Annotated in this window: 20 protein-coding genes and 2 pseudogenes; 10 read left to right on the top strand and 12 right to left on the bottom strand. The window is 62.4% G+C overall.

What is annotated here, in order from left to right:
• Positions 1-39 precede the first annotated feature (39 nt).
• From hflX to ACODSJ_RS07695, 7 genes are all read right to left on the bottom strand, one after another.
• Positions 40-1,341 (bottom strand): ribosome rescue GTPase HflX, encoded by a 1,302-nt coding sequence (gene hflX / locus ACODSJ_RS07725; RefSeq protein ID WP_489101152.1) that lies wholly within the window; start codon positions 1,339-1,341, stop codon positions 40-42.
• A gap of 12 nt (positions 1,342-1,353) precedes the next feature.
• Positions 1,354-1,614: an RNA chaperone Hfq gene (gene hfq, locus ACODSJ_RS07720; protein ID WP_003186419.1), complete on the bottom strand. Its 261-nt coding sequence runs from the start codon at positions 1,612-1,614 to the stop codon at positions 1,354-1,356.
• A 91-nt stretch (positions 1,615-1,705) separates the two neighbouring features.
• Positions 1,706-2,677 carry a tRNA (adenosine(37)-N6)-dimethylallyltransferase MiaA gene (gene miaA / locus ACODSJ_RS07715; protein ID WP_489101151.1) on the bottom strand — a complete coding sequence of 324 codons (972 nt, stop codon included), beginning with the start codon at positions 2,675-2,677 and terminating at the stop codon, positions 1,706-1,708.
• Complete coding sequence (gene mutL / locus ACODSJ_RS07710) at positions 2,677-4,593, bottom strand: DNA mismatch repair endonuclease MutL (RefSeq protein WP_489101150.1); 1,917 nt, start codon at positions 4,591-4,593, stop codon at positions 2,677-2,679. Before mutL ends, miaA begins: the two co-directional genes overlap by 1 nt.
• On the bottom strand, positions 4,590-6,020 hold the full coding sequence (locus ACODSJ_RS07705; protein ID WP_489101149.1) for an N-acetylmuramoyl-L-alanine amidase: 1,431 nt from the start codon (positions 6,018-6,020) through the stop codon (positions 4,590-4,592). The genes mutL and ACODSJ_RS07705 overlap by 4 nt, the downstream gene beginning before the upstream one ends.
• Positions 6,020-6,490 carry a tRNA (adenosine(37)-N6)-threonylcarbamoyltransferase complex ATPase subunit type 1 TsaE gene (gene tsaE / locus ACODSJ_RS07700; protein ID WP_489101148.1) on the bottom strand — a complete coding sequence of 157 codons (471 nt, stop codon included), beginning with the start codon at positions 6,488-6,490 and terminating at the stop codon, positions 6,020-6,022. The genes ACODSJ_RS07705 and tsaE overlap by 1 nt, the downstream gene beginning before the upstream one ends.
• On the bottom strand, positions 6,478-7,989 hold the full coding sequence (locus ACODSJ_RS07695) for an NAD(P)H-hydrate dehydratase (RefSeq protein WP_489101147.1): 1,512 nt from the start codon (positions 7,987-7,989) through the stop codon (positions 6,478-6,480). The genes tsaE and ACODSJ_RS07695 overlap by 13 nt, the downstream gene beginning before the upstream one ends.
• Before the next feature lie 63 nt (positions 7,990-8,052).
• Between ACODSJ_RS07695 and queG the strand changes: the two genes are divergently transcribed.
• Positions 8,053-9,132 carry a tRNA epoxyqueuosine(34) reductase QueG gene (queG, locus tag ACODSJ_RS07690; protein WP_489101146.1) on the top strand — a complete coding sequence of 360 codons (1,080 nt, stop codon included), beginning with the start codon at positions 8,053-8,055 and terminating at the stop codon, positions 9,130-9,132.
• Here queG and ACODSJ_RS07685 read toward each other — a convergent pair.
• Together ACODSJ_RS07685 and orn are read right to left on the bottom strand one after the other, a co-directional pair.
• On the bottom strand, positions 9,114-9,728 hold the full coding sequence (locus tag ACODSJ_RS07685; RefSeq protein ID WP_489101161.1) for a trimeric intracellular cation channel family protein: 615 nt from the start codon (positions 9,726-9,728) through the stop codon (positions 9,114-9,116). The genes queG and ACODSJ_RS07685 overlap by 19 nt on opposite strands.
• Positions 9,729-9,961: 233 nt before the next feature.
• Positions 9,962-10,504, bottom strand: coding sequence for an oligoribonuclease (orn, locus tag ACODSJ_RS07680; RefSeq protein ID WP_003197208.1), 543 nt, complete (start codon positions 10,502-10,504; stop codon positions 9,962-9,964).
• Between the two features lie 109 nt (positions 10,505-10,613).
• Here orn and rsgA point away from each other — a divergent pair, with 109 nt between their 5' ends.
• Positions 10,614-11,645, top strand: a complete 1,032-nt coding sequence (gene rsgA, locus ACODSJ_RS07675; protein ID WP_489101145.1) for a small ribosomal subunit biogenesis GTPase RsgA — start codon at positions 10,614-10,616, stop codon at positions 11,643-11,645.
• Between the two features lie 216 nt (positions 11,646-11,861).
• On the opposite strand, the gene motB is transcribed toward rsgA, so the two are convergent.
• Both motB and motA read right to left on the bottom strand, forming a co-directional pair.
• The gene (motB, locus tag ACODSJ_RS07670) at positions 11,862-12,902 is read right to left on the bottom strand and encodes a flagellar motor protein MotB (RefSeq protein ID WP_489101144.1); all 1,041 of its coding nucleotides are present in this window, start codon (positions 12,900-12,902) and stop codon (positions 11,862-11,864) included.
• Positions 12,903-12,905: 3 nt separating this feature from the next.
• Positions 12,906-13,757, bottom strand: a complete 852-nt coding sequence (gene motA / locus ACODSJ_RS07665; RefSeq protein WP_489101143.1) for a flagellar motor stator protein MotA — start codon at positions 13,755-13,757, stop codon at positions 12,906-12,908.
• Between the two features lie 163 nt (positions 13,758-13,920).
• Between motA and ACODSJ_RS07660 the strand changes: the two genes are divergently transcribed.
• From ACODSJ_RS07660 to ACODSJ_RS07645, 4 genes are all read left to right on the top strand, one after another.
• Positions 13,921-15,459, top strand: a complete 1,539-nt coding sequence (locus ACODSJ_RS07660) for an HDOD domain-containing protein (protein WP_489101142.1) — start codon at positions 13,921-13,923, stop codon at positions 15,457-15,459.
• 42 nt (positions 15,460-15,501) lie between these two features.
• A complete protein-coding gene (locus ACODSJ_RS07655; RefSeq protein ID WP_489101141.1) occupies positions 15,502-16,317 on the top strand; it encodes a rhodanese-like domain-containing protein in 816 nt (271 codons plus the stop codon).
• Positions 16,318-16,336: 19 nt separating this feature from the next.
• On the top strand, positions 16,337-17,197 hold the full coding sequence (gene asd / locus ACODSJ_RS07650; protein WP_489101140.1) for an archaetidylserine decarboxylase: 861 nt from the start codon (positions 16,337-16,339) through the stop codon (positions 17,195-17,197).
• Positions 17,198-17,430: 233 nt separating this feature from the next.
• Positions 17,431-19,188 carry a molecular chaperone gene (locus tag ACODSJ_RS07645; protein WP_489101139.1) on the top strand — a complete coding sequence of 586 codons (1,758 nt, stop codon included), beginning with the start codon at positions 17,431-17,433 and terminating at the stop codon, positions 19,186-19,188.
• Between the two features lie 88 nt (positions 19,189-19,276).
• On the opposite strand, the gene serB is transcribed toward ACODSJ_RS07645, so the two are convergent.
• Positions 19,277-20,491, bottom strand: coding sequence for a phosphoserine phosphatase SerB (gene serB / locus ACODSJ_RS07640; RefSeq protein WP_489101138.1), 1,215 nt, complete (start codon positions 20,489-20,491; stop codon positions 19,277-19,279).
• A 132-nt stretch (positions 20,492-20,623) separates the two neighbouring features.
• Between serB and ACODSJ_RS07635 the strand changes: the two genes are divergently transcribed.
• The 4 genes and pseudogenes from ACODSJ_RS07635 (at position 20,624) to ACODSJ_RS07620 (ending at position 24,317) form a co-directional block, all read left to right on the top strand.
• Positions 20,624-22,138, top strand: coding sequence for an AhpA/YtjB family protein (locus tag ACODSJ_RS07635; RefSeq protein ID WP_489101137.1), 1,515 nt, complete (start codon positions 20,624-20,626; stop codon positions 22,136-22,138).
• A 119-nt stretch (positions 22,139-22,257) separates the two neighbouring features.
• Positions 22,258-23,514 (top strand): annotated as a pseudogene (locus tag ACODSJ_RS07630) (IS3 family transposase).
• A gap of 13 nt (positions 23,515-23,527) precedes the next feature.
• Positions 23,528-24,181, top strand: a pseudogene (locus tag ACODSJ_RS07625) (aldehyde dehydrogenase family protein); the annotation flags it as partial.
• A complete protein-coding gene (locus tag ACODSJ_RS07620; protein WP_489101136.1) occupies positions 24,105-24,317 on the top strand; it encodes an aldehyde dehydrogenase family protein in 213 nt (70 codons plus the stop codon). The pseudogene ACODSJ_RS07625 and the gene ACODSJ_RS07620, both read left to right, overlap by 77 nt.
• Positions 24,318-24,387 lie beyond the last annotated feature (70 nt).

The following is a 24,387-nucleotide window of genomic DNA, read 5'->3' as shown; positions in this document are numbered from 1 at the left end:
CCAATGCTACAGAATGCCTGACACAGCGTTCTCAGGCTTTTATTGCAAAGTGTGTTGCTCGATGAATTCCGTCGGCTGCAGCCCTTCGCGACTGACCAGTCGGTTCAACTCCGACCGGGGCAGGCGCACGGCCAGCAGGCACAGACCCTCTTCGTCGTGCTCCTCCTTCTGTACCGCCCCCAGCTCGAAGAACTGGGCTCGCAGCCGGGCAAAGCGCTGTGGCAACTTCAAGGTGCCCACAAACAGGTCGTCGCCCAACAGTTCCGCCACGGCCTGCTTGAGCAGGTCCAGGCCGGTGCCGTCGCGGGCCGACAGCCAGACCCGCTGCGGCTTGCCATCGGCATCGCGCTGGATCTGCGGTTCCACGCCTTCGAGCAAATCGAGTTTGTTGTATACCTCGAGGATCGGCAAGTCCTGGGCTCCGATCTCCCCCAGCACCACCATCACCTGCTCGATCTGCAGCATCCGGTCCGGCTCGGCGGCATCGATCACGTGCAGCAGCAGGTCGGAGTTGCTCGACTCTTCGAGCGTAGCCCGGAAAGCCTCGACCAGCTTGTGCGGCAAGTGACGGATGAAGCCCACGGTGTCGGCCAGCACGATCGGCCCGAGGTCGTCCAGGTCGAGCCGGCGCAGGGTCGGGTCGAGCGTGGCGAACAACTGGTCGGCCGCATAGACGTCGGAGTGGGTGATGTTGTTGAACAGGGTCGATTTGCCAGCGTTGGTGTAGCCCACCAGTGAAACCGTCGGGATCTCCGCGCGCTTGCGGCCGCGCCGCGACTGCTCGCGTTGGCTGCGGACCTTTTCCAGGCGTCCCTTGATCTGCCGCAGGCGAACCCGCAGCAGGCGCCGGTCGGTTTCCAGTTGGGTTTCACCCGGGCCGCGCAGGCCGATACCGCCCTTCTGCCGCTCCAGGTGAGTCCAGCCGCGAACCAGCCGGGTACTCATGTGCTCAAGCTGGGCCAGTTCGACCTGGAGCTTGCCTTCATGGGTACGCGCGCGCTGGGCGAAAATATCGAGAATCAGCCCCGTCCGGTCGATCACGCGACACTCGAACACACGTTCGAGGTTACGCTCCTGACTGGGCGTGAGGATGTGATTGAAAATCACCAGGTCGACGTGCTCGGCCTTGATCAGGTCGCGCAATTCCTCGACCTTGCCACTGCCGATCAGGAACTTGGCCGTTGGCCGATGACGCGGCACGTTGAAAAACGCGACGGTCTCGGCGCCGGCCGACAATGCCAGTTCCTGAAACTCCTGCGGATCTTCGCGCGCCTCAGGGTCCTGTCCTTCCAAGTGAACGAGAATAGTTCGTTCACCACCACCGTGGCGCTCAAAGAACAAAGGAGGCTCCTATCAGGCGTTACCCGGCTCAGCGTCACCGCCTTCGGATTCGGTTGCGCTAGGCAGACGGATTGGACGAACAGGCACGACGGTGGAGATTGCGTGCTTGTAGACCATCTGGCTGACGGTGTTCTTCAGAAGGATGACGAACTGGTCGAAAGACTCGATCGTGCCCTGCAGCTTGATCCCGTTTACCAGATAGATGGACACCCCAACTTTCTCTTTACGTAAAGTGTTCAAGTAAGGGTCTTGTAGCGAATGCCCTTTTGACATGTGCCGCACTCCTTTAAGGATCAATTATAAAAATCGGAATCAGATGGCTTGGGCCGTCACACCCCCAAGGATAGACGGCAATTGCAAGGACTCAGCTCAATATGGAGATGGTCCCGAGGTATTTCAAGGCGCGTGGCAGATTGTCGCAATCGAGGCTATCGAGCCAATGCAGGTCAGTCCAGCTACGCAGCCAGGTGAACTGGCGCTTCGCCAATTGGCGCGTGGCAATGATCCCACGCTCCTGCATCTCGGCTGACGTCAGCTTGCCGTCCAGGTAATCCCAGACCTGTCGATAACCCACCGCACGTATAGACGGCAACCCGGCATGCAGGTCACTTCTGGCGCGCAGGGCTACGACCTCGTCGATGAATCCCTGTTCCAACATTAATGTGAATCTTTGTTCAATTCGCCGATGCAGCACTTGCCGGTTCGCCGGGGCGATGGCCAGATTCGCGACAGTATAGGGCAATTGTTGCAGTCCCGAAGCGGCTGCTTCAGTACTTTGCGCAGATTGTCGCTGGCGCAGGGCGGTCATGCTCTGACCGCTGACCCGATAAACCTCCAGGGCCCGACTGAGGCGCTGCGGGTCGTTGGGGTGGATGCGCGCCGCCGACTCCGGATCGATGGCCGCCAATTGCTCGTGCAAAGCCTGCCAGCCAAGGCGCGCAGCCTCTTCCTCGATCTGCGCACGCACCTGCGGATCGGCCGCCGGCATGTCCGCCAGCCCATCGATCAGCGCCTTGTAATACAGCATCGTGCCGCCCACCAGCAGCGGAATCTTGCCCCGCGCGGTGATCTCGGCCATGGCCTGGAGTGCATCGCGGCGAAAATCCGCGGCCGAATAGGCCTCGGCCGGGTCGAGGATGTCGATCAGGCGATGCGGGAACTCGGCCAACAGTTGTTTCGACGGTTTGGCGGTGCCGATGTCCATGCCACGGTAAACCAGTGCCGAATCGACACTGATCAGCTCGCAGGGCAGGACCTTGGTCAGCTCGATGGCCAGGTCGGTCTTGCCGGCGGCGGTCGGGCCCATCAGGAATATTGCAGGAGGCAACTGGCTCATCAACGACCGCGCAGGAACAGTTTGTCCAGGTCGTCCAGGCCCAGCTGGGTCCAGGTCGGCCGGCCATGGTTGCATTGACCGCTGCGTTCGGTGTTTTCCATGTCCCGCAGCAGGCCGTTCATTTCCGGCAAGGCCAGGCGCCGATTGGCGCGAATCGCGCCGTGGCAGGCCATGGTGCCGAGCAGTTCGTTCAAATGCGCCTGGATCCGGTCGCTGGTGCCGTACTCCATCAAGTCGGCCAGCACGTCGCTGACCAGGCGATTGGCCTCGGCCTGCTTCAGCAAGGCCGGGATCTGCCGGATCGCCAGGGTTTCCGGCCCCAGGCGTTGCAGCTCGAAGCCCAGGCGCTGGAACCAGCTCATATGTTCTTCGGCGCAATCGGCTTCGCGCTGGCTGACAGCCAGGGACTCGGGAACCAGCAACGGCTGACCGCTCAGCCCTTCGCTGGCCATGGCGATCTTCAGTCGCTCGTACATGATCCGCTCGTGGGCTGCGTGCATGTCCACCAGGACCAGGCCCAGGGCATTTTCCGCGAGGATGTAGATGCCCTTGAGTTGCGCCAGGGCATAACCCAGCGGCGGGATATCGCCCTGGCCATCAGGCAACGCCGCCGGGCTGCTGTCCGACAACGGCTTGAAGAACTCGCGATAGGCCGCCTGGGCCTCGGCTGCCGGCACACTGGATTGCGGGCGCGGCGTGTATTGATACTGATAGCCGCTGCCAGCAGCACTGCCGGCCGTGTTGTAGCTCGGCTGGGGCTGGGGTTGTTCCAGCTGCGCATGGGCAGCCAGGCGCATTTCGCCCTGGGGCCCGAATTCGCCCGCTTCCAGCCCCGTTGGCCGGACCATGCCGCCCACCGCCGCCGGCGCCGCGAGTTGATCTTCGGGGCGCACATCGCCCAAGGCGCGGTGCAAGGTGCCATAGAGGAAATCGTGCACCATGCGCCCGTCGCGGAAACGCACTTCGTGCTTGGTCGGGTGCACGTTGACGTCCACCACCGACGGATCGACTTCGAAGAACAGCACGAAGGTCGGGTGCCGGCCGTTGAACAGCACGTCGCGATAAGCCTGGCGCACCGCGTGGGCCACCAGTTTGTCGCGTACCGCTCGGCCATTCACGTAGAAGTACTGCAAGTCGGCTTGGCTACGGGAAAAAGTCGGCAGGCCGACCCAACCCCACAGGTGCAGGCCATTGCGCTCCACTTCGATGGGCAACGCCTGCTCCAGGAAACCTGCGCCGCAGACCGCACCCACGCGCCGGGCACGGGCCGCGTCGTCGCGGGCCTCATGCAGGCTAAGGATGGACTTGCCGTTGTGGCGCAAATGAAAAGCCACGTCAAAACGCGCCAGGGCCAGGCGCTTGATGACTTCTTGCAGGTGATCGAACTCGGTCTTCTCGGCCTTGAGGAACTTGCGCCGGGCCGGGGTATTGAAGAACAGGTCGCGCACTTCCACCGAGGTGCCCACCGGATGGGCCGCCGGCTGGACGCGAGAGGCCATGTCGCGCCCCTCGGTCTCGACCTGCCAGGCCTGTTCGGCATCACGGGTACGCGAAGTGAGGGTCAGGCGCGACACCGAACTGATGGACGCCAGCGCCTCCCCACGAAACCCCAGGCTCATGACCCGCTCCAGGTCTTCCAGGTCACGGATCTTGCTGGTGGCGTGGCGCGCCAGGGCCAGCGGCAGGTCATCGGCGGCAATACCGCGACCGTCGTCGCGCACCCGCAGCAGCTTGACCCCGCCCTGCTCGACATCCACGTCGATGCGCTTGGCGCCGGAGTCGAGGCTGTTTTCCAGCAGCTCCTTGATGACCGACGCCGGACGCTCGACCACCTCGCCGGCGGCGATCTGGTTCGCCAGCCGGGGGCTGAGCAGCTCGATACGAGCGTTGCCAACGTTCACTTCGTCATCGCTCATTGCTGGGCCGCCACTTCATTGCCGGGAATGGTCAGGGTCTGGCCGATCTTGAGCTCGTCGCTCTTGAGGTTGTTGGCGCTGCGCAACAAGGCAGGCGACACCTGGTAGCGCACGGCGATCATGGCCAGGGTTTCACCTGGGCTGACCCGATGGTCCCGCGGGCCCTGGGCGATCTTGCCGGAGTCGCGCAGCCAGGCGATGTAGGTGCCTGGTGGCGGATTCTGCTGGAAGAACTGCCGCACGCCGCTGCTGATGGAGCGGGCCAGGGCTTGCTGGTGACTTGCCGAGGAAAGCTTGGAGGCTTCATTGGAGTTGGAGATGAAGCCGGTTTCCACCAGGATCGACGGGATGTCCGGCGACTTGAGCACCATGAACCCGGCCTGTTCGACGCGCTGCTTGTGCAGCGGCGTGACGCGACCGATGTTGCTCAGGACTTTCTGGCCGACGTTTAGGCTGGAGGTCAACGAGGCGGTCATCGACAAATCGAGCAACACCCCGGCAAGCATCCGGTCCTTGTCGTCGAGGCTGACGTTGCCGGCGCCGCCGATCAGGTCGGAACGGTTTTCGCTGTCGGCCAGCCAACGGGCGGTTTCGGAGGTCGCACCACGGTCGGACAGGGCGAACACCGAGGCCCCGAACGCCGCCGCCGACGGTGCCGCGTCAGCGTGGATCGAAACAAACAGGTCGGCGCCTTTCTTGCGGGCGATTTCGGTACGGCCGCGCAGTGGGATGAAGTAGTCGCCGGTGCGCGTCAGCTCGGCGCGGAAACCTTTCATACCGCTGACCTGGCGCTGCAATTCACGGGCGATCGACAGCACCACGTCTTTTTCCCGTTGCCCGCGCGAGCCCGAGGCGCCCGGGTCTTCGCCGCCGTGGCCGGCATCGATCACCACGATGATGTCGCGTTTGCCGGCCGGGGCCGGTGGCAGCTTGATCGCAGGTTCGGTCGGCGTCACCGGAACGGCTGGCACCGTGGCGACATTGGTCGGAGGTGGCGGCGTCGGGGCCGCATCAGCCGCGTTGTCGAACAGATCCACCACCAGCCGGTTGCCGTACTGGGCATTCGGGGCCAGGGTGAAGCTTTTCGGGGTCACGGCTTTTTTCAGGTCGATGACCACCCGCAGGTCGGTCGGTGTACGCTGGGCCGAACGCATCGCGGTGATCGGCGTATTGGCCGTGGCGACGTTCAGCGGCGCACCCAGGGTCGCGCCGTTGATGTCGATCACCAGGCGATCCGGGGCAGTCAGGGTGAATACGCTGTGTTGCACCGGCCCCGTCAGGTCGAAGACCAGCCGGGTGTTATCCGGCGCCCGCCAGAGGCGAACGCTGTTGACCTTTGTCTCGGCCACAGCATCGACGGCCAGTGCCGTAAGCAACAGTCCTACGACAGCAACCACCGCGCGAAAGCGCATACCAAACCCCATCATCAAATAGTTTCCAATGCCAAAGCGGCACACCACGACTCGCCACGCGAGCCTTGTGGTGTCAGTTTCAGCGAACGCCCGCCGTTATGGGCGCCAATGGTAATGGTCAGGTCAGGCTTTGGCAAAAAGCCTGCACCCTTTCGGGGCCATTCGATCAGGCACAGGGCGTCATCTTCGAAATAATCGCGAATACCGAGGAATTCCAGCTCCTCAGGATCCACCAGGCGGTACAAGTCGAAATGAAAGGCGCGGATGTCGCCGATTTCGTAGGGTTCGACCAGGGTGAACGTCGGACTCTTGACCGCGCCGGCGTGTCCCAGGCCACGAATGATGCCCCGCGACAGCGTGGTTTTCCCCGCGCCAAGGTCGCCCTCAAGGAAAATCAGGCCATGGCCTGCGGTGATTCGCGCAATGCGCCACCCCAAATCCGTCATGGCGGCTTCATCCGCCACGTACAGGGTTACTTCAGACACGGTGAATGCTCCTCCAACAACAAACGAATGACCGGGATCAGGTCGGTGGCCGCCAATCCTCGGCCCGACCGGCCGACTCGCGCGCCCGCGCTGGCATGCAGCCAGACCGCCAGGCACGCGGCTTCAAAATGCTCCATGCCCTGGGCCAGCAAGGCGCCCACCACGCCGGCCAGCACATCCCCCAGGCCCGCCGTGGCCATGGCCGGATGCCCCTGGCGGCACACCGCCAGGCGGCCGTCCGGGCTGGCAACCAGGCTGCCGGCCCCCTTGAGGATCACCGTGGCGGCGAATTTCTGGCTCAAGGCATGGGCCGCGGCCGGGCGGTCGGCCTGCACCTGGGCGATGGACATCCCTAACAGTCGCGCCGCCTCACCCGGGTGCGGCGTGATCACACAATGCTCAGGCAGACTGACCCCGCCGTCGCTCAGCAGGTTCAGCGCATCGGCGTCCCACACTTGCGGCAGCGCGGCATTGGCCGCCGCCGACAACAGGCTACACCCCCAAGCGGCCCGCCCCAGGCCCGGCCCGACCACCAGCACGCTGGCCTGCTGGAGCAAGCCCATCAGCTGATTCGCCGAATGGGTGCCCTGGACCATCACTTCCGGCAGACGCGTCAACGCAGCGGCGACGTGCTCGCTGCGGGTCGCCATGGAAACCATGCCCGCTCCGCAGCGCAGCGCGCTTTCGGCGCTCATCTGGATCGCGCCGCCAAAGCCCCGGTCGCCACCGATCAACAGCACATGACCGAACTTGCCTTTGTGGGACGTGGGCGCGCGCGGTGCCAGACGTGGCAGATTCTGCGGCGAGAGCAATCGGGCGCTGAACGGCGCCGACTCGACGATATCCGGGTCGGCGTGCAGGTCATTGAATACCCACTCGCCCACCCGGTCGGCCGCATCACCTGTGAACAACCCCAGTTTCAAGCCGATGAACGTCACCGTCAGGTCGGCCGTCACCGCCGTGCCCAACACCCGCCCGGTGTCGGCACACAACCCTGAAGGGATGTCCACGGCGACGACCGGCAGGCCACTGACGTTGATCGTGTCGATGGCCCGCACGTACGGCTCGCGCACCTCGCCACTCAGGCCCGTGCCGAGCAAGGCATCCAACAGCACGCCGCGCAGCTCGGACTCATCGGACCAATCATCAGACCAAGGCTCCACCGGCACACCGACCGCCACCGCCTCGGCGTGGGCATTGGCCGCGTCGCCCTGCAGATGCCGGGGTTCACCGACGGTCAGCACCCGCACCGACCAACCGGCGCGACGAGCCAGGGTCGCGACCAGGTAACCGTCACCGGCATTGTTGCCATGGCCGGCCAGGACCGTCAGCTCACCGGCCTCGGGCCAGCGCCGGACGATCGCTCGCCAGGTCGCGCGGGCGGCGCGCTGCATCAATTCGAAGCCCGTGGTGCCCGCCGCGATCAGTTGCGCATCGAGGGCTCGGACCTGCGCAGCACTGTACAGCGCGTCGGGAAAATCATCTTTAGTGTGCGGCATGCGTCTTCAGGCTCCGATGTCTGGCAGAATTATACCCATCTCAGCTCCGGTTTCTCTCGCCTCATGCCTGCTATCGCCACTGATCTCGACACCCTCGCCCAATCCATCAAGGAATGGGGCCGCGAGCTGGGTTTCCAGCAGGTCGGCATCAGCGGCCTGGATCTGGCCGAGCATGAGCAGCACTTGCAACGCTGGCTCGATGCCGGCTACCACGGCGAAATGGACTACATGGGTGCCCATGGCAGCAAACGCTCGCATCCCGAGGAACTGGTGCCAGGCACGCTGCGGGTGGTATCGCTGCGCATGGACTACCTGCCGGGCGATGCACAGATGGCGCAGATGCTAGGCCAGCCGGAGAAGGCCTACATCTCGCGTTATGCGTTGGGCCGCGATTACCACAGATTGATCCGCAAACGCGTGCAACAACTGGCGGAAAAAATCCAGGCCGTCATCGGCCCTTTCGGCTACCGCGCCTTCGTCGACAGCGCGCCGGTCCTGGAAAAGGCCATCGCCGAAAAGGCCGGGCTGGGCTGGATCGGTAAAAACACCCTGGTATTGAACCGTAAGGCCGGCAGCTATTTTTTCCTGAGTGAACTGTTTGTCGACCTGCCGCTGCCAACGGACCCGCCCCATGCCACCGGGCATTGCGGAAAATGCACAGCCTGCCTGGACATCTGCCCGACGAATGCCTTCGTCGGGCCCTATGTGCTCGATGCCCGCCGCTGCATTTCCTACCTGACCATCGAGCTGAAGAACGCCATCCCCGAAGAACTGCGCCCCTTGATCGGCAACCGGGTGTTCGGCTGCGATGATTGCCAGATCGTCTGCCCATGGAACCGCTTCGCCCGACCGTCCGGGGAAGGCGACTTCAAGCCGCGACACAACCTGGACAATGCCGGGCTGGCGCAACTGTTCCTGTGGGACGAGGCGACATTCCTCAGCAACACCGAAGGTTCGCCGCTGCGCCGCGCCGGCTACGAGCGCTGGCTGCGCAACCTGGCGGTGGGCCTGGGTAACGCGCCGTCAACGATTGCGGTGCTGCAAGCGCTCCAGGCGCGAAGCGACCATCCGTCGGAGCTGGTGCGCGAGCATGTGCAATGGGCGCTGCGCCAGCACGCAGAGCGTCAAACCTCGTCGTTGTAGACGAACTTGGGCATTTCCCAGTGAAAGCGAATCGCCAGGAGCCGCAGCAGGAAGCCGCCGAACAAGGTGATGAGGATGGCCTGTTCGCCGGGCAATTGCAGGTAGACACAGAATAGGTAACACCACGCGGCGGCAAACGAGACGCTGGCGTAGAGTTCGCGACGGAAGATCAGCGGAATATCGTTGCAAAAGATGTCCCGCAGGATACCGCCGAACACCCCGGTGATGACACCACTGACAGAGGCCACCAACATGCCATGGCCCATTTCCAGCGCGGTCATACAGCCGATCAAGGTAAATGCCACCAGGCCTGCGGCGTCGAGCACCAGGAACAACGAGCGCAAGTGGCGCATCCAGCGCGCCAGGAACACCGTCAGCATCGCCGCTGCGGTGGTCAGCACCAGGTATTCCGGGTGCTTGACCCAGGTGAGCGGGTAATGGCCCAGCAGCACGTCACGCACCGAACCGCCACCCAGCGCCGTCACGCACGCGATCAGCACCACGCCAAACCAGTCCATGCCCCGACGCCCGGCAGACAGGGCGCCGGTCATGGCTTCGGCGGTGATGGCGATCAGATAAAGCAACAACAGCATGATGGCGGTCCTTACAAAAAGGCGCGCAGTCTAGCCATTTCGGGCGGGCACCAAAAGGGGGCGACTGTTGACCCTGCCAAACACGGAACCTGTGCCCATGAGAACTGTGGGAGCAAAGCTTGCTCGCGAAACAGGCACCTCGATTCCTGAAAGACCGCATTGCCTTCATCGCGGGCAAGCCTTGCTCCCACAAGCGTTGCTCTCACCTTTGCCTGCAAGAGCGCCGCGAGCTTCAATCAGAACTTGATGAAGTGCTTGCGGTAGTGCTGCAACTCGGCAATGGACTCACGAATGTCGTCCAGGGCCAGGTGGCTGCCGCCCTTCTGGAAGCTGTCGCGCACCTGCGGGGCCCAGCGGGCAGCCAGCTCCTTGAGGGTGGAGACGTCCAGGTTGCGGTAGTGGAAATAGCTTTCCAGGGATTTCATGTGGGTATAAAGGAAGCGCCGGTCCTGGCAGATGCTGTTGCCGCAGATCGGCGACTTGCCTTTCGGCACCCACTGTTCCAGGAAAGCGATGGTCTGGGCTTCGGCCTCGGCCATGCTGATCTTGCTCTCGCGCACCCGCTGGGTCAGGCCCGAGCCGCCGTGCTGGCGAGTGTTCCATTCGTCCATGCCGGCCAGGATCTCGTCGCTGTGGTGGATCGCGATCACCGGGCCTTCGGCGAGGGTGTTGAGGTCACTGTCGGTGACGATAGTGGCCATTTCGATGATGACGTCGGTGTCCGGGTTCAGGCCGGTCATTTCCAGGTCGATCCAGATCAGGTTCTGCGGGTTTTGCATGGGGAGGCTCCTCGGCGTAGCCACGCAGTTTAGCCTAGCCAGCTCCTTGGGCGTGCTAAACTCGCGGCCGTTTTACCCTATTCGCAGCATTTCTTCATACGGAACACCCATGGCCAAACGCCAACTCAATCGTCGCCAGAACTGGCGCATCGAAAAGATCCAGGGCGAGCGCGCCGCCCGCGCCGCCAAGCGTGAATCCAGCGCGGTCGAAGCCCTGGAAGGTGGCGACCTGGGCCCGGAACAGACCGGTCTGGTGATCGCGCACTTCGGGGTGCAGGTCGAGGTCGAGGCCCGGGAGGGCGAACTCGCCGGCCAGGTGTTCCGCTGCCACTTGCGCGCCAACCTGCCAGCGCTGGTGACGGGCGACCAGGTGGTCTGGCGCGCCGGCAACCAGGGCATCGGCGTGATCGTGGCGCAATTGCCGCGTCACACCGAGTTGTGCCGCCCGGACAGCCGCGGCCAGCTCAAGCCCGTGGCGGCCAACGTCGACATGATCGTCATCGTGTTCGCCCCGCTGCCCGAACCCCATGCGAACCTGATCGACCGTTACCTGGTGGCGGCCGAGCACGCCGGCATCCGCCCGTTGCTGCTGCTCAACAAGTTCGACCTGATCGACGAGCACAACGCCCCGGCGCTGAACGCCTTGCTGTCGGTCTATCGGCAACTGGGCTACCCGGTGCTGGAAGTGTCTGCCCACCACGGCAACGGCATGGAGCAATTGCAACGGCAACTGGACGGGCGCATCAGCGTGTTCGTCGGCCAGTCCGGCGTCGGTAAGTCATCCTTGGTCAACAGCCTGCTGCCGGATGTCGAAACCCGCGTCGGGCCGCTGTCAGAGCTGTCCGGCCAGGGCACCCACACCACCACCACGGCGCGGTTGTTCCACTTCCCCGGCGGCGGCGAGTTGATCGACTCCCCGGGCATCCGCGAGTTCGGCCTGGGCCATGTCAGCCGGGCCGACGTGGAAGCCGGCTTCATCGAGTTCAACGACCTGATCGGCACCTGCCGCTTCCGCGACTGCAAGCACGACCGCGAACCCGGTTGCGCGCTGCTCAAGGCCCTGGAAGACGGCCGCGTGCAACAGCAACGGATGAACAGCTACCGCTCGATCATCGCCAGCTTGCCGGAGAATAGTTACTAAGCCGCACGCTCATTTGCGGCCAAGCGCAATTGTGGCGACAGGCCCTGTGGGAGCAAAGCTTGCTCGCGAAACAGGCAACTCGGTTTCTGATAGACCGCATCGCCTTCATCGCGGGCAAGCCTTGCTCCCACAGACTCCCTCGCCACAAAGGCAAGTCAGACTCATGTGAACAGTGACCTACAAAAAAGCCGACAGTGATGTCGGCTTTTTTGTAGGTCACGGTGCAGGTGAGCCACCCGGTTTCGGCGCAGCATCGTCGAACAAGTTCAAACGCTCGCGCAACTCGTGGGCCGGCACCGGCTGCTGGTTCGCCGGCAGGGCGTTCGGATCCGCCGCAGCACCTGGCGTTGCCGCCGGCGCTTCGCCGGGCGCGCCCTGGCCCTGGGCAGGGTCTGGCGCCGGGTCGTTGGTCTGCGAACCTTCGATGGCCTGCTGGGCCTTCTTGGTCAGGACCACGATATCGATCCGTCGGTTGACCGGGTTGAGCGGGTTCTTGCGGTCGAACAACGCCGACGACGCATAACCGACCACCCGCGCGACCTGCTCATCCGGATAACTGCCAGCCACCAGGGCACGACGTGCCGCGTTGGCGCGGTTGGCGGACAACTCCCAGTTACCGAAATCACCTTTGCCGGCATACGGCTGGGCATCGGTGTGGCCGCTGATGCTGATCTTGTTCGGCACCGCCTTGATGGTGTCGGCCATGGCCAGCAGGATGTCTTCGAAATACGGCTTCAGGCGCGCGCTGCCAGAGTCGAACATTGGACGGTTCTCGGCGTCCATGATCTGGATGCGCAAGCCGTTCGGTGTGATCTCGAACAGGATCTGGTCCTTGAACTTCTGCAGTTGCGGGTTTTCCTCGACCTTGTTCTGCAACTCCTGCAGCAGCAACTCCAGGCGCTCGCGCTCGATCTGCTCGGCCATGCCTTCGGCTTGGTTGACATCCACCGTCGACTTGTCGGGCTGGGGCTGGGATTTGACTTCAGGGTTGAGGGTCGTGTCCGGCGCCAGGGTCGGCGAACCGCCCAGGTCGATGATGTACGGCGTGCCGCTTTCGGAGAAACCGACCGGGTCCTTGAAGTAACCGGCAATGGCTATCTTCTGTTCCGGCGTGGCGGTGGACAGCAGCCACAGCACCAGGAAGAACGCCATCATCGCCGTCGCGAAGTCGGCGAAGGCAATTTTCCAGGCGCCGCCATGGTGCCCGCCGGCAATGCGCTTGACGCGCTTGACTATGATCGGCTGGTTATTTTCCATGACTTAACGACCGCGAACCGCTTGTTCCAGCTCGGCAAAGCTTGGACGGTGCGCCGGGTACAGGACCTTGCGGCCGAACTCCACCGCCAACGACGGCGGCATGCCCGAAGCCGAGGCCACCAGGGAAGCCTTGATGGCTTCGTAGGTGTTGAGTTCTTCCTTGGCGTCATGGGACAGCGAAGTGGCCAGCGGCCCGAAGAAGCCATAGGCGGCCAAAATACCGAAGAAGGTACCCACCAGGGCCGCACCTACGTGCAGGCCAATGGACTTCTGGTCGCCCTCGCCCAGGGACGCCATGGTGACCACGATACCCAATACCGCTGCGACGATACCGAAGCCGGGCATGGCATCGGCGACACCGGTGACGGCGTGGGAAGGGTGCTCCAGGTCTTCCTTGAGGCTGTACAGCTCCATGTCGAACAGGCCCTCGAGTTCATGAGGCGCCATGTTGCCGGACGACATGATGCGCAGGTAATCGCAGATGAACGCCGTCATGCGGTCGTCCTTGAGCACTGCCGGGTACTTGGCGAAGATCGGGCTGGCGGCGGCGTCTTCGATGTCGCCTTCGATCGCCATCATGCCTTCACGGCGGCTCTTGTTGAGGATCTCGTAGATCAGCCCCAGCACCTCGAGGTAAAAGGTGTGATTGAAGCGCGAACTGAACATGCCCAGGGATTTCTTGACCACGTGCATGGTCATATAGCCAGGGTTGGCCTGGAGGAAGGCGCCGAGGGCCGCACCGCCGATGATCATCACCTCGAACGGTTGGATCAGGGCGGCGATCTTGCCATGGGAAAGCACGTATCCGCCGAGCACGCTCGCGAACACGACAATGATGCCGATAATTTTAGCCATAGATAGAAGGTACTTACTTAAGTCGGGTTCAAGGTCATATTCGGAAGCTGAAAATCTCTTCTTCTACTTATCGGCAAAACTGCGCCAGACTATAGCCAGTTCTGGCGAAAAGCCAATTTGCCCCGCTCCGGGCGTAGACCTCATATGATGATCGCGTCCAACCATGGCTAATAAAACCAACGCTCCAATGCCCCGTCCCGCCACGCTCGAAGGCTGGGTAAAACTGCTCGAAGGCGTGCACTTGCCGGTGCCCCAGGCCAGTCACGACCTGGTCTGCAAGGCCATCGGCGACAGTCGACGGTCAATGCGTGACATCGCCGAGCTGATGCAGGACAGTCCCGCCCTGGCGCTGAGCGTCATCCGCGAAGCCAACCATCATACCCATGGCAGCCTTGCAGAGCCTGCAGAAAACCTCGAGGTGGCCATCAACCGCCTCGGCCTCAAGCGCACAGAAGAACTGCTCGCCCGCCTGCCCTCGTTGCCCGAATCACAGATACCCGTTGCCCTGCGCCAACTGCAATTGATCAGCCAGCACGCCACGCAACAGGCCAATGGTTTCTTTGCCAGCCGCCTGGCGCGGCTGTGGCAAGACATCCACTGGGGCAGCCTGCTGTTCCTGTCGCCGCTCTGGCCGCTGGCCCTGACTCACCCGCGCCTGCTCGCCGAGTGGGAGCTGCGGGTCATTCATAAAGGCCAATCAGCCAGCAAGGTGGAGCGTGAACTGTTCGGGGTTCCCTTGTTGAACATCTGCCTGGCCCTGGTAGAAGCCTGGCGCCTGCCGATCTGGGTCGTACAGGGTTATCGCCTGCTGCTCAATGAACGTCGCGAACTGGTTAAAGTGCTGCGCATCGCCCGGGACAGCGAACACCCGCTGCGCCAGCAGAACCGCCTGGACGACGACCCGACACTGCGGCGCTGGCTCAATCAACCGGCCAACACAGTGCTGCTGGCCAATGGCTTGGCCCTGTCGGCGCACCAGGCCTGGGACTGCCCGCACAGCACCCGTTGGCAATACCTCACCAGTTTGTACCTGCAGATATCGATGGACGAGGTCCAGCAGCAACTGCACCAACAAGCCGCCAACAGCGCCCGTCATCACGCCATGGCGGACCTGTGGCATCCGGCACAGGCACTGATCTGGCCCTGGGGCTGCCGACGCGTCCATCCGGACTTGCTGCCGGCCCCGCCGCCGAGCGCCCAAGACCTGACCCAATGGCGCAAACAGTGTTCGGCACTGCTGGTGGAACCGAGCCCGTTCAGCAACGCCATGCACTTGACCACCTCGGCACGCGATGCCCTGGCAGCGTGCGGCATGCGCCGGGTCATGATCCTGATGGCCGACCGCAGCCAGACCAGTGTCCGCGTACATCAAACCGCCGGCCTGCCCCAAGAGGCCGCGGCCATGAGCTTTCCCATCGGCCAAAGCAAGGTCTTGCAACGGCTGCTGGCCCAACAGGCCCAAGTTCGCCTGACCCCGCAGAACACTGCACAGTTTTCCGCGCTGCTGCCGCCAGGCTTGCGCAGCCTGTTCCGGGGCGAACACCTGCTGCTACGCTCCCTGGCCTGCAACGGCCGGGTGATCATGCTGGTGGTCGCGGATCAAGGCGGCGGACCGTTCTCGGACGTGACCGTGCAGGCCTTCGGCAAGACCGTGCAATGCATCGAGCGCGCCCTGCATACCTTTACCAACCGCGGCCGCTGAACTTGCTACAATCCCTTCCCTTTGCGCCCCTGGAGACCTCACATGCCTGACTTCTCTGGCTTGCCATTGGTGATCGAGCCGAGCGAGCTGCTCCCACGCCTCGACACCCCTGAACTGATCCTGGTGGACCTGACCAGCGCCGCCCGCTACAGCACCGGGCATATTCCCCGGGCACGCTTCGTCGACCCCAAGCGCACCCAACTGGGCCTGCCCCCGGCGCCGGGCCTGCTGCCGGCGAAAACCGATCTGGAAACGCTGTTCGGCGAACTCGGGCACAACCCGGATGCGGTCTACGTGGTCTACGACGACGAAGGCGGCGGCTGGGCCGGACGCTTCATCTGGCTGCTGGATGTGATCGGTCACTCGAATTATCACTACCTCGACGGCGGCCTGCTGTCGTGGCTGGACGAAGGCCTGCCAGTCTCCACCGAGGTACCTGCGCCCGTCGGCGGCCCGGTGAGCGTCACCCTGCTCGACGCGCCTACCGCCACCCGCGAGTACCTGCAAAGCCGCCTGGGTGCCGCCGACCTGGCGATCTGGGACGCGCGCGGCCCGCTGGAATATTCCGGCGAGAAAGTCGTGGCAGCGCGGGGCGGACACATCCCCGGCGCGGTCAATTTCGAATGGACCGCCGGCATGGATCCGGCGCGCAACCTGCGCATCCGCAAAGACATGCCGCAGATCCTCGAAAAACTGGGCATCACGCCCGACAAGGAAATCATCACCCACTGCCAGACTCACCACCGCTCTGGCTTCACCTACCTGGTGGCCAAGGCACTCGGTTATCCGCGGGTCAAAGGCTATGCCGGTTCCTGGGGCGAATGGGGCAATCACCCCGACACCCCTATCGAGCTTTGAAGGTTCTTAAGGACAGTTCATGAAAAACCGTTTGTTCATCATCTCCCAGTACCTGCTGCCCCATCACTTGCTGTCGCGGCTGGCCGGCTGCATTGCCGAATGTCGCGTGCGCTGGTTCAAGAATGCCTTCACCGCCTGGTTCGCCAAGCGCTACCAGGTGGACATGTCCCAGGCCCTCGTGGAAGACGTAACGGCCTACGAGCACTTCAACGCGTTCTTCACCCGCGCCTTGAAAGAGGGCGCCCGCCCGCTGGACGAAACCCCGGGCGCGATCCTCAGCCCTGCCGATGGCGCCATCAGCCAGCTCGGCCCGATCGAACACGGCCGTGTCTTCCAGGCCAAGGGCCACAGCTTCAGCGTGCTGGAACTGCTGGGCGGTGACGCGGCCAACGCAGCGCCGTTCATGGGCGGCGATTTCGCCACCGTCTACCTCTCCCCCAAGGACTACCACCGCGTGCACATGCCGCTGGCCGGCACCCTGCGGGAAATGGTCTATATCCCTGGACGGATTTTCTCGGTCAACCAGACCACCGCCGAAAACGTCCCCGAACTGTTCGCCCGCAACGAACGCGTGGCGTGCATTTTCGACACCGAGCGCGGACCGATGGCCGTGGTGCTGGTGGGCGCGATGATCGTTGCCTCCATCGAAACCGTCTGGGCCGGGCTGGTGACGCCGCCCAAGCGCCAGCTGAAAACCTTCCGCTACGACGAAGCCGCCCGTGCGCCGATCCATTTGGAAAAAGGTGCGGAACTGGGACGCTTCAAGCTGGGTTCGACCGCCATCGTGCTCTTCGGACCGGACCAGGTGAAATGGGCCGAAGGCTTGGTGGCAGGCTCGCCCGTGCAAATGGGCCAGGGCCTGGCGCTGCCCAAGGCCTGAGCCAAGCTGGACCTTTGAAGCAGGCCTCTAGCCAGAGGCTTGCAGGAGCAAGGCCGGTGGGAGCAAGGCTGGCCCGCGACGAACGATAACGCGGACGGGAAAAACCGCATCGTCGGCATCGCGCGCGATGCTTGGCTCCCACAGCCTATGAACATTCAGGACCACGCATTTCCCCATCAGCTGCTAGAGTTTGGAAACATCATTTTCATTTCCCGCCGGAGCCCGTCCACGGCATGAATGAGACCAGCCCTCTCCAGCTATTGCGCGTCCTGAACCCGACACAGCCCCGCCTGTCGTTCTGCGACGCTACGCCCCGCGATCTCAAGCGATGGATCGCCAACCTGCCCAAGGCCAACATTGGCGAGACCGCCCGCCTGTTGTATCAGGCCCTGGGCGAACTCAACCAACTGCTCACGCCCAGCGACAATCGCCTGCAACTGCTCGAACTGCTAAGGCCGGAGGTGCATTACGTCTGCAAGCACCTGGAGCGGCATTTCCTACAGCAGGCCATCGTGCTGGACGACCGCTCACGCAAGATCGTCAACCTGTGCCAGGCCCTGCAAAGCCATCTCGCGATGGGCTACAAGCAGGTCGTGGCCCGTATCGTGCCGAAATTCAGCAAGGACCGCGCCCGCCTGCTGAGCACCGCCCTGCAACGGGCAATGCAGGCGCTCAACGGTCCGCTGCTGCGCGCCAGCCAGCTATACAGCCCGGTGCCTGAAAGCTTGTGGCTCGATTTGCACCAGCTGTACCGGATCGCCTGCCAGTTGCGCCTGGAGCACCTGAGCGTGAGCGATGACCTGGCCAGCCAGGTCCATCAGTTGAACGTCGAACAGACTTACGTCGTCGCCCTGCTGCTGGGCGCGTCCCGGAGCAATCAACTGCGCCAAGGGCAAATCGCACGGCTGGCCGAAGTGCTCGAAGCCTGGAGCACATGGGTCAAGCTGGACCCACCCAGGGCCGCCGCGAACCTGTTCGCCGTGTCACCAGAACTGGATGTCGGGCCACGCTATCGCTCCAAGTTCCGGGCCGAGCAGCAGCCGACCCTGCAAGGGTTCGATCCGCAACCTTTGGTGCAGGCCATCGCCAGCTACCTGGAGCAACCGAACGACTCAACCCTGTCGGTTCCAAACGGCATGAGCAGCGACACGTTGCATCACCTGCAAGCCGCCTGGGGCGAAGCAGCCGAGCGCAGTTTCCAGCGCACCGAGGGCAACGGCATATTGACGCTGTGCGTAGGCATGAGCGCGTTGCACTATTACCTCGGCGGCGAACGCTCTTTCAGCGAGATTCTCAAGACCTCCGCGACGCGCAAGGCCCGCTTCGACGTCTCGCCGGGCAAATCGAACGACACCTGGAATCAAGCCTTCGATGCGACCCCCTCGGGCGAAAGCGACCTGCTGCCCTACGAGGAAATCGAGTACCCGGCCAATCCAAGCGATGACGACGGCACCGGATCGGACAACCAGCATCATTTTCCAACCTACGACCTGCCGATCATCAACCATAGCCCCGGTGGCTACTGTCTCGGCTGGCCGAAAGAGGTTCCGGAACAACTCCAGGCAGGGGAAATGGTCGGCATCCGCGATGCCAGCGAGCAAGCCTGGAGCATCGCCGTGGTGCGCTGGATTCGGCAAGTGCGCAACGGCAGCATGCAAATGGGTATCGAGCTGATCGCGCCCCACGCCCAGCCCTGCGGATTGCAGCTGGTGCGCGAGGAGAAAGAACAGAAGCACTACCTCAGGGGATTACTGCTGCCGGAAATCAGCGCCATCGACCTGCCCGCCACCATGATCGCCCCTCGCCTGCCGTTCCAGGAAGGCCAGCACGTCATGATCAATACCAATGGCGAAGAACATCGCGTGGGCCTGGACCGGCGGGTTACCAGCACCCACAGCTTCAACCAGTTCGCTTATCACCAGGAGGATGCAAGCACAGGAAGTGGCAGCGAAGCCGAGGGGGATTTTGATTCGTTGTGGAAGTCGCTTTAGGCAGCGCACTCCCCTTTGTGGTGAGGGGGATTATTTGTGGCAGAGGACTTTCTGTGGTGAGGGGATTTATCCCCTCACCACAGATATCTCAAAGCTGCCCGTCACGGTCCCTGAAGCCCAGCAGGTACAGCACCCCATCCAACCCCAAGGTTGAAATGGCCTGCCGGGCCGACTGCTTGACCAGTGGCTTGGCGCGGAACGCCACGCCCAACCCGGCAATGGCCAGCATCGGCAAGTCATTGGCACCGTCGCCCACGGCGATGGTCTGCTCCAGGCGCAGGCCTTCCTTCGCCGCCAATTCGCGCAGCAGGTCGGCCTTGCGCTGGGCGTCGACGATGGGCTCGACGGCCACACCGGTCACCTTGCCATCCACCACTTCCAACTCGTTGGCGAACACATAGTCGATGCCGAGCTTGGCCTGCAATTGCTTGGCGAAATAGGTGAAGCCGCCGGACAGAATGGCGGTCTTGTAACCCAGGCGCTTGAGTTCGGTGAACAGGGTTTCGGCACCTTCGGTCAAGCGCAGCGAAGCACCGATGGAGTCCAGCACGCTGACGTCCAGGCCTTGCAGCAGCGCCAGGCGCTCCTTGAAGCTGGCCCGAAAATCCAGCTCGCCGGCCATGGCCCGTTCGGTGATGGCCGACACCTTGTCGCCCACGCCTGCCGCCTTGGCCAGTTCGTCGATGACCTCGGCTTCGATCAGTGTCGAATCCATGTCGAACACCGCCAGGCGACGGTTGCGACGGAACAGCGAATCTTCCTGGAAAGCGATGTCGACATTCAGCTCCTGGGCCACGCTCAGGAATTCGGCACGCAACGCCTGCGGGTCGGCCGGCTCGCCGCGCACCGAAAACTCGATGCAACCCTTGCCCTTGTCAGCTGGCGTGTCCAACGGCATACGCCCCGACAGGCGGTCGATATGATCGATGTTCAGGCCGTATTGGGCCGTGATCGCACTGACACGCTGCAATTGTTCGGCGGTGACCTTGCGGGTCAACAACGTAACGATGTGGCGCTGCTTGCCCTGCCCGGCCACCCAATGCTGGTAGTCGGCTTCGGAGACTGGCGTGAAGCGCACCTGCTGTTCGAGTTCATGGGCGGCGAACAGGATATCCTTGAGCACCGACTTGCTTTGTTCGGCGTCCGGAATTTCGACCAGGATGCCGAATGACAGTGTGTCGTGAATCACCGCCTGACCGATGTCTAGAATGTTCACACCACCCTGGGCCAGAACGCCGGTAATGGCCGCAGTCAGACCCGGACGGTCGCTGCCAGTGATGTTTATCAGGACGATTTCGCGCAAGGCGCACCCCCGCAGGTGAAAAAAAACGCATTCTACCCACATTCAGTGACCATCGGGCACCGCCAATGCTTTGCCGGCCTTGGGCCTGTCGCTATACTGCGCGTCAATTTCACGGACAAAGAGCCGAGCTCAGTGAACCGGCCCACGCCAGTCAAAACCGACAATTTCTTCCTGCTGATCTTCCGTGCACTGCGCCACCGTCGCGTGCCGATTGCATTGCGCATTGCCAGCCATAACGTGATCCTGGTCGCCCTGGCCCTGGTCATCTATGCCTGCGTGATGGGCCTGCAGTTCAAGCAGGCCATGCATGAGCAGGCCGACGCCCTGGGTGAGAGCCTGACCACCCAGACCGCCACCTCCGCCACCGAGCTGCTGGTGTCCAACGACATCCTCAGTCTCAACGTGCTGCTCAACAACCTGACCAAGAACAAGCTGGTGGCCCACGCCGCCATCTACAGCGTGGACAACCGCATCCTCGCCGAAGCCGGCCAACGGCCCAAGCCAGGCCTGTTGGGCGAATCCGGCGGCATGTACCAGAGCAAGATCACCTTCCAGGACGTGACCGCCGGGCAACTGCGCATCAGCCTGGACATGGACCAGTTCCAGCAGCCGATGACCATCAGCCTGCAAAGCATGGGCATTCTCAGCGCCATATTGCTGGCACTGGCCCTTGCCCTGAGCCTGCGCCTGGGACGGCACCTGTCCACGCCGCTGTTGCAATTGCGCCTCTGGCTTCGGGACATCGACGAACACACCCCGGCCACGCTGCGCCAGGATGAAATCGGCGACCTGGCCCGGCAGCTGCACGCCAGCTTCGCGCCGGAACCTGCGCCGCTGCCCGAGCCGGAAGAGATCGACTACGTTGACGACGATGCCGAACCGGGCTTCGAAGTGCGTAACCTGCGCGATCCGGGCTTCGACGAAAGCCCGCCGATGCCGACTTCCAGGCCGGCGCCACGCCACGTGGTACGCACTGCGCAAGACGATGAAGACGACGACGCCTTTGCCGACCTGCGGGACGAGTCGATGAGCGGCGCGCCAACGCCAGCAGCCCAGGCCGTCGTTTCGAACGTTCCCCAGCACAGCGCCGTGCTGGCCATTCAACTGGGCGCCCAGGATCAGCTGCGTCGCCTGCCCCAGGCCCGCCTGAAGGAACTGCTCGAACGCTACCGCGACTGCCTCGACCAGGCCGCATCGCTCTATCAGGGCCATTTGCACACCCTGAACGACGGCAGCACGCTGATGCTGTTCCACACCGAAGACAGCGGCGACGATTACCTGACCAACGCCATCTGCTGCGGCGAACTGCTCCGGGCCCTGGGCCATCAGTTGCAGATCGAAGTCGCCGACAGCGGCATTACCCTGCAACTGCAGTTGGGCCTGACGCTGGGTGACGAACTGTTCGGCCTGAGTCAGATTGACCTGCTGCTGACCGAAACCGCCCAGGACGCCCTGGCCTTGTCGCAACACAGCCGCAACCTGCTGCTGGTTGAGCGCAAGGTCAACGACGACGCCCTGATCCGCCAGCGCGCCCGTATCCGCCCGATCGCCAGCCCCGAAGGTGCGTGCTGCGTGGAACGGCTGATGGAGCCCTATCCGTCGATGCTGGAGCGGCAATTGGCACGGATGCACGAACGGCAGGCCTGATATTCAGCAATTGAAACAAACCAAAGCCCGCAGATGAGTGATCAATGCGGGCTTTTTTATGGCCTTTGTCCCGTCCTGAATAAGGTTTACACCTTCTGACCTATCTTCAGGAGGAACCAATGGATTCAGGAAAAAAGCGCAGTCAACGCGATTACACGCTGGGCTTTAAATTGGCGGTCGTCGATCAGGTTGAAAAGGGCGAACTGAGTTATAAAGAGGCTCAACGGCGTTATGGGATTCAGGGGCGATCGACTGTGTTGGTGTGGTTACGCAAACATGGACGGCAGGACTGGAGCCAAGGCGCCTCCATTCGTGCCCAGAGGAACCGACCGATGGCCGAGCCAAATTTGCCGCTGACACCAGAGCAGCGAATCAAGGAGCTAGAAGAGAAGCTGGCCCTTGCCAACCAGAAAGCCCAATTTTTTGAAGCTGTCGTTGACGTGCTGAAGAACGATTACGGTGTTTCTGTCGTAAAAAAGCGATCCGGCAAGTCCTCACCCAAGGGCAAATCGAAGGCCTGAGCATTACCAGGGCTTGCCAGTTTCTAGGCATCTCGCGGCAGGCATACTACAAGCGCAATCGAGCTTACGACGCGCAAGCCAGCCATGCGCAAAGGGTGCTGGGATTTGTGTTGGAGACACGCCTTGAAATGCCCCGGCTGGGTACCCGCAAGCTGCACGGCCTTATGCAAGCCGAACCTGAGCTGACGCAAACGGTAGGCCGCGATCGGTTGTTCGATATTTTGCGAGACCATCGACAACTGGTCCCACGCAAACGTGCTTATCACAAGACTACCGACAGTCATCATCGCTTCCGTCGACATCCGAACCGGCTCAAACCCGGCCCTGATCAAGTCACTGCCACGGGGCCTGAACAGGTCTGGGTTGCAGATATAACCTACTTGCCGACCGAGCAAAGCGTCGCTTACGTAAGTCTGATCACTGATGCATTTTCGCGCAAAATAGTCGGCCATCATGTGCATGAAAGCCTGCATACCGAATCAGTCATCCAGGCGATGACGAAAGCTCTCCGACACCGAAGAACCAACCAGCCGCTGGTGCATCACTCAGATAGGGGCTCGCAATACTGCTCTGACCTTTACCAAAGGCTGCACGCCAAACACGACGTCAGGTGTTCGATGACTGATGGCTATGACTGTTACCAGAATGCTCTAGCGGAACGGGTGAATGGGATTTTGAAAACGGAGTTTCTTTTGCACCGCCCCAAAGACCTTGCCCAAGCCAAACGCATGGTCGAGGAGTCGATAGAAATTTATAACCGTAAGCGACCTCATCTGTCCCTTGAATACAAAACGCCCGATGCGGTGCATTGGGCGCTTTGAGACTGAAACAGGTGTAAACCTATTTCAGGACTAGACACAAAAAAAAGACCGCCAAGCAGCGAGCCAACATCATTCGGCGTTGGTATGACCTGATTGTCGAGAACAGGGAAGACCTGGCGTATCTGATCACCCTGGAGCAGGGAAAACCCTTGGCGGAGTCTCGGGCTGAAGTCGATTATGGTGCTGCCTACGTTGAGTGGTTTGCGGAGGAGGCCAAGCGCGTCAATGGCAATGTCATTCCTGGCCCTGCCGAAGACCGTCGCGTCGTTGTTGTGAAGCAGCCTATTGGTGTAGTCGCCGCTATCACACCCTGGAATTTCCCGGTTGCCATGATTACGCGAAAAGTGGCTCCAGCACTCGCAGCCGGCTGCACGATCGTGGTGAAGCCAGCAGAAGACACACCACTGGTTGCTTTGGCGGTGGCTGAGCTCGCTCTGCAGGCCGGAATCACGCCAGGTGTTTTCAACGTCATCACCGCAGCTCGTGGTCATGAAGTGGGCGAAGTGCTCACGACTCATCGCGATGTGCGCAAGGTTTCGTTCACTGGATCGACCCAAGTAGGCCGAATTTTGCTTCGCCAGTCTGCAGACACCATCAAGAAGGTATCGCTTGAGTTAGGCGGGAATGCTCCGTTCATTGTCTTCGACGATGCTGACATCGACGCAGCTGTCAGCGGGGCAATGGCTTGTAAGTTCCGCAACGGTGAACACTGGGCTGATTTCGAATGAGATGGCGCCGTTCGGGGGGATCAAGCATTCCGGCCTTGGGGGGGAAGGCTCGATGTACGGAATCGAGGATTATCTCGAGATCAAGTACATGTGTGTCGGCGGTATTTGATTGCCTGTGGGATAGCGTGTCACTCGGTTTCCCTCATCCCTGCCTGGGCAAGTAAGGACGGGCGCCAGGC

It is taken from the genome of Pseudomonas sp. FG6 (assembly GCF_057809015.1).
This window is presented reverse-complemented; position numbering and strand designations above follow the sequence as displayed.